4 protein-coding genes are annotated in these 6,703 nt (G+C 38.1%); all 4 read left to right on the top strand.

What is annotated here, in order from left to right; translation table 11 throughout:
- Window positions 1-467 precede the first annotated feature (467 nt).
- Window positions 468-2,417, top strand: a complete 1,950-nt coding sequence (locus MW688_RS19885; protein ID WP_486737755.1) for an alpha-amylase family glycosyl hydrolase — start codon at window positions 468-470, stop codon at window positions 2,415-2,417.
- A 1,038-nt stretch (window positions 2,418-3,455) separates the two neighbouring features.
- Window positions 3,456-4,046, top strand: a complete 591-nt coding sequence (locus tag MW688_RS19880) for a rhomboid family intramembrane serine protease (protein ID WP_486737754.1) — start codon at window positions 3,456-3,458, stop codon at window positions 4,044-4,046.
- Window positions 4,047-4,395: 349 nt separating this feature from the next.
- On the top strand, window positions 4,396-5,022 hold the full coding sequence (locus tag MW688_RS19875; RefSeq protein ID WP_486737753.1) for an IS607 family transposase: 627 nt from the start codon (window positions 4,396-4,398) through the stop codon (window positions 5,020-5,022).
- 59 nt (window positions 5,023-5,081) lie between these two features.
- Window positions 5,082-6,044, top strand: a complete 963-nt coding sequence (locus MW688_RS19870) for an alpha/beta hydrolase family protein (RefSeq protein ID WP_486737752.1) — start codon at window positions 5,082-5,084, stop codon at window positions 6,042-6,044.
- Window positions 6,045-6,703: the final 659 nt, after the last annotated feature.

Genomic DNA, 6,703 nt, shown 5'->3' with positions numbered 1-6,703 from the left:
AATGAATTTTTCTGACCGCTAAATTAGTACAAGAGTACTCGTGCTTTGCTCTCAGCATAAGTATTTGTATGCTACACAAAGCCAAAAACATACTTTTTTACTTGTATTATCTCCCTTGTCTCCTTGTCTTCGTTCCTCCCGGAGTCTCGCTGTAGGGAAGGGGGGCTCAAGGTTGCTTGTCATCACCTCGTTTTTAGCATTTATTCACAAGTAAATGAGTGATAAAGATGCAAGATCTCAGTTAGTAGGTTGGGCCCTTGGCAACGAAACCCAACAAACATGAGTTTTGAAGTAACGAGTAACGAGTAATGAGTAAGAAGGTAGCCTGTACGTAGCCTGTAGGTTGGGTTGAGGTTGCAGGATCTTTAATCTGTATTTTTACAGTAAATAAAAAATTTCAAATCAAACTACTTAAGAATAAATCTTTTCAGCTAAGATAATATCTAATCGAGTGGATTTTAAGCCCAATGTCAGAAGAAAAAGTCATCTCTCAAACATCTCCTGCTTATCAAGTTTCAGAAGCCGAAGCAGAAGAAAAACTAGCTAAAATAGCTGAAGAAACTGAAGCTACAGAAAATATAGACTTAGAAATAGATTTAGAATTTCTCTACACTAGAGATATTGAATTTCGTCAAGAAACTATTTACTTTGCGATAGTAGATCGTTTTTGCGATGGGGATACAGAAAATAGTGAAGGTCCTAATGCAGAATTATACGACCCAGAAAAAAAAGACTGGGGAAAATATTGGGGAGGAGATTTACAAGGTATAATCGATAATCTGGATTATCTCAAAAATATGGGAGTGACTGCTTTATGGTTAAACCCTCTATTTGAGCAGATAGAAAGTTTATTTGTAGATAAAGCGGCAATTCACGGTTATTGGACTAGAGATTTTAAACGAATTAACCCTCGCTACATAGGTAAAGATGAAAACCCATCTCTCAACGCTACCCAAGATACTAGAGATACGGTTTTTGACCGTTTGATAGAAGAGTTGCATAAGCGCAACATGAAGTTTGTTTTAGATATAGTCTGCAATCACAGTAACCCAGATATCTCCGGGAAAAAGGGAGAGTTATATGATGATGGGGTCAAAATCGCTGATTTCAATAATGATTCTCGTAACTGGTATCATCACTATGGTGATGTGACTAATTGGGAAGATGAATGGCAAGTACAAAATTGTGAATTAGCAGGATTAGCAACATTCAATGAAAATAATTCAGAATATCGAGATTATATTAAATCATCAATTAAACAATGGTTAGATAGAGGTGTAGATGCTTTAAGAATAGATACAGTTAAACACATGCCCATCTGGTTTTGGCAGGAATTTAACGCGGATATTCTTAGTCATAAGCCTGATGTGTTTATCTTCGGAGAGTGGATTTATAGTGATCCTCAGGATGATAAATCAGTAGAATTTGCCAACCATTCGGGAATGACTATTCTAGATTTTGGCTTGTGTATAGCAATTCGTAAAGCTTTGGGCACTTATGAAGCAGAAGGCTTTTATTTAGTAAAAAATGTACTAGATTTAGATTGTCGTTATAGTGGTGCCACAGAGTTAATAACTTTTGTGGATAATCACGATATGCACCGTTTTCAAACAATAAATCCTGATACCAATGCTTTACTATTGGCGATCGCCCTGATTATGACTTCTCGGGGTATACCTTGCATCTACTACGGCACAGAACAATATCTACATGATGATACCAATGGAGATAATAATCCCTACGGCAATAACGATCCCTATAACCGCCCAATGATGGAAAGTTGGGACACAGATAGTCCTCTATATCGTGTCATTCGTCTACTGTCAGGACTAAGAAGGCTTAACCCCGCAGTATCCCTAGGCGGTCAATGGCAAAAATACATCACTCCTGATACTTATTGTTATGTACGTCGTTATCGCGATAATCGTCTATTTGTGGCTATTAATCGTGCCGATGCTGTTACACTACCGGAGATACATACAGAATTACCAGATGGTGAACATACAGAAATATTGTCCGGTCATAAGTACCTAGTTAAAGAAGGTTGTTTACACGATTTACAGATGGATTCTCAACAAGTATTAGTTTTTAGCCATGTGGGAGAAAGAGTAAAAGGAACTATTATTGTGAGAGTTCAACTAAATGGCGTTCAAACTCAACCAGGAGAGACTATTGTGGTTATTGGAGATTGTCCTGAATTGGGTAACTGGGATATTGATAAGGCTTATCCTTTGGAATATATCAATAGTAATACTTGGTTTACAGAAATACCCTTTGAGGAAAGTGCAGGAAAATTAATTACCTATAAATATGCCCTATGGCGCGAAGGACAATCCCCTTTGAGAGAAAATTTAGTCGCCCGTCGTTGGGTACTCGGGACAGAGGGTGTGGTAAAATGGCGCGATACATGGGCTTAACTCACACCAAAGCATCTATACCTAATGTTACTGGTTGTTGTTGAGTAATGAGTTTTGAAGTAAGGAGTAATGAGTAAGAAGTCTTGAAGTTTTGAAGTAAGAAGTCTTGAAGTAATGAGTAAGGAGTGTTAGGGCGCAGCCCGTAACGCACCAAACATGAGTAATGAGTTTTGAAGTAATGAGTAATGAGTTAAAGAATTAATGCGATCGCGCTTAAAAATTGGTTGACCTTTGCTACTTTTCTTAGGGTAAAGAGAAATGAACTTTTTCTGAAGTTAATTTAGTACATAAGTACTGGTGGAAGATGTGAGCTTAACCTCACGGGGTGACAACTTTTGTTAAATCACCTGATTTTTTGACCTTATGCGGTTAAAATTGCTCGCGATTGCGATCTTTTTATCTATTTTTGGACAGATATATAGCATTTTTCGGACTCATGAGGTTGTACCTAACTCTCTTGCCTCGGTGCTTCATATCTTGCACCAAAACAAAAGTACAGAAATTGGCCGACAAGGGAGAATCAATTTTTAAGCGCGATCGCATTAATTCTCTTACTCATTACTTCAAAACTCATTACTCATCTAGCGGTGCGTTACGGGCTTCGCCCTAACACACCCTACTCTCTTCAAGACTTCAAGACTTCAAAACTCATTCTCATTACTTCAAAACTCCTTACTCCTTACTCATTACTCATTATTCATCCACAAGTAACTTTGGGTAAAGATGCAAGATCTGAGGTGCCTCTCTTGCCTCAAAAGGATAACCTCTGTACCACACCAGTATGAGAATTGCTATATGCTTTTTTCCTAACATTAGTTATCTTTTTAGGAAGGAACTCCCGAACAGGTAAAATTGGGCATAGTTGATGAATGTCCTAAGCCTCTCTTTTTCTGCTGTATATAACAGTAGTCATTAAGGTGTTTGACATTTTCAAATGGCTAGAAATCAGAAATGTCAAGAGATTTAGAGAATAAAAACCCCAACTAGGTTTGTTTACTTGTTACAATAGAATATGTAAATGTTATGTGATTTGTTCCCATGCCTCAACAGCGTCATCACCTAATTGCTAAAGAAGTAAAACTACAAATAATAATTCTATCGAGTTTTATGGCCATATTCTGGGGAGTAGAAATATTAGATATATTAGTATTTCGAGGGAAATTAGATCATTGGGGTATAACCCCTCTATATCTACCAGGATTGGTAGGAATAGTCTTGGCCCCTTTTTTACACGGAGGAATAGGTCACTTAATTGCTAATACTGGTCCCTTTTTAATCTTGGGGTGGTTAGTGATGTTGCAAAGGACTAAAGACTTTTTTATTGTTACCATCATTACCATGTTAACAGCAGGATTGGGGGTATGGTTTTTGGCAGCTCCCAACTCTACCCATATCGGAGCAAGTATTTTGATTTTTGGCTATCTAGGCTTTCTACTCTCTAGAGGTCTTTTTCAACATAACGTTCCTTCCATTATGTTGTCTGTAGTGGTTTTCTTCCTTTATGGGGGATTGATTTGGGGGATTTTGCCCACTGATAATGGAATCTCTTGGGAAAGCCATCTTTTTGGTTTTATCGGTGGTGTAATTGCTGCTAATGTAATTGCCAGAAAATCAAGTTGGAACATATAAGAGTTGGAGGAGCGATCGCCACGAAACCATTCTCTAGTTAAAAAATAGTAAACAAATTTGGTTTGAAAATTTATGACACTAAGATTACCGTTAGCCTTACTGTTATTGTCTACTTGATCAGCTTGTAGTTTTTCTGATATTACTTCAATTGATTGGAAATGTGAAATAAAAAATATTCCTAATCATATCTTATCTGGATGTCCGATGAATTCCTTTAAGCAGGTCAAGTAAGTTTTCCTCTTGTATAGGGATACTTGAGCTTTTATTAGTCAACCAAATATCTGCGTAAAGCTTGCTATACTTTATCAAAACTTGGTAGAATGAGATAAACGATAAAATTAGGTGAACAATGAATTATGTCACACCAGCAAAAGCCGCCGAATACCTCGGGGTCTCAGTTTCTACCCTCCGGCGATGGGAAAATGAGGGAAAGATTAAGTCAATCAGAACACCAGGAGGTCAAAGAAGATTCTGCATCAACGAATATACAGAAGAAGAAAAACCCATTATTCTCTATGCACGAGTCTCTACCTCATCTCAGCAAGATGACCTCGAACGACAAGCTCAATTTTTACAACAGGCTTACCCAGGAGGCGAACTTATTACAGAAGTTGGAAGTGGGCTCAACTTTAGGAGGCGCGAGTTGCTCAAAATTTTGGAGCGTATATTCCAAGGAAATGTTCAATGTCTTGTGTGCGCCTACCCAGACCGTCTCGTTAGATTTGGATTTCCATTCATTGAGTGGTTGTGTCAACAAACAAAAACAGAACTCGTGGTTCTCAATGAGCGTAGACTCTCTCCAGAACAAGAGCTCGTTGAAGATATCCTGTCAATCCTCCACTGCTTTTCTGCGAGGTTATACGGACTGCGCAAGTACAAAAAAGAAGTCACCAAAGCAGTACAAGAAAAAACCACGGAACCAGAGCTTGAAACCGACTCCAAACAGTGTCTTGAAAATCAGGGTTTATCCCTCTAAAGAACACGGGAATAGAGAATAGACAATAGTTAGGCTAGTATAGGATGATAAAAGGCTAGATGTATAAAAAGTATTTAACTAGATTTATTGCTTTATTGGTGATTGCATTCATAGCAACCTATCAACTAGCAATCTACAGTGAACCTTCATACACAACTAGAAATTATGCTATTCCGGTTACAGACGCTAACCAAAAAGTTCTCAAGTTAGAATCTCGTCTATACTTGCCTAATTCTATAGGAAGCCATCCTGGGGTAATTATTACTCACGGTTCTCCTCGTAATGCAGAACAACGTCGTCAAATTCATAGTGGCTATTATCAAACAGCAGCTAAGTGGTTTGTCTCCCAAGGTTTTGCAGTTTTGATGTTAGTTCGCCGTGGTTATGGAAATTCCGAAGGGAATTTTGCTGAAAGTTTTAAATCTTGTAAAAATCCTAATTACTATCATGGAGGCTTAGAAAGCGCGAGAGATATTATTGCTGCCATGAGATTTTTGCAAAAGTTACCTGTTATCCAAGGAAATAAAATTATCTTAGTAGGTCAATCTGCGGGAGGATGGGGAACTTTAGCAGTAGCTAGTATCAATCCCGAAGGGGCGATCGCCGCCATTAATTTTGCGGGGGGTAGAGGTTCCTATGAAGATGGTAAAAATTGTTCTGAGTCTGAGTTAATTTCTGCGGCTAGTAAGTATGGCCAAACTGCATCTTTACCAACCCTTTGGTTATATACTCAAAATGATCAATATTTTGGTCCTCATCTATCTCAACGAATGTTTGCTGAATTTAATCGTAATAGTCCAATTCCACATCGCTTTGAGTTACTCCCTGCTTTCGGTGAAGATGGACACAGGTTATTTTCTTCTAAATCAGGCCCTTCTGTATGGAGTCAGCATGTAACTAATTTTATAGAGAATCTTGAGGCTTTTTCCTCGAAACCAAGAGAAAATGCTGATTCAGAAGATTGTCATGTTACTCTTTCTGATGGAACAGTGATGAGTAGTCCTTTGTTATGTCAACCTTGATAATAATTGTTAACCATAATTCTTTGACTCACACCAAACTCAGATCTTGCATCTTTACCCAAAGTTACTTGTGGATGAATAATGAGTAATGAGTAAGGAGTAAGGAGTTTTGAAGTAATGAGAATGAGTTTTGGAGTTTTGGAGTTTTGGAGTTTTGAAGTCTTGAAGTCTTGAAGAGAGTAGGGTGTGAAGCGTGCGAAGCCCGTAACGCACCAAACATGAGTTTTGAAGTAATAAGTAATGAGTAATGAGTAAGAAGCCAGTAGCCTGTAGGTTGGGCAGGGAGATAACCCAACATTATATTAGTAGTTGTAGGGTGTGAAGCGTGCGAAGCCCGTAACGCACCGCTAGATGAGTAATGAGTTTTGAAGTAATGAGTTAAAGAATTAATGCGATCGCGCTTTAAAATTGGTTGACCTTTGCTACTTTTCTTAGGCTAAAGAGAAATGAACTTTTTCTGAGGTTAATTTAGTACATAAGTACTGGTGGAAGATGTGAGAGAGTAGGGTGTGAAGCGTGCGAAGCCCGTAACGCACCGCTAGATGAGTAATGAGTTTTGAAGTAATGAGTTAAAGAATTAATGCGATCGCGCTTTAAAATTGGTTGACCTTTGCTACTTTTCTTAGGCTAAAGAGAAATGAACTTTTTCTGAGGTTAAT

This window comes from Johannesbaptistia floridana (assembly GCF_057440575.1).
The sequence above is the reverse complement of the archived record's forward strand: the minus strand, read 5'-3'. Positions and strand labels throughout refer to the sequence as shown.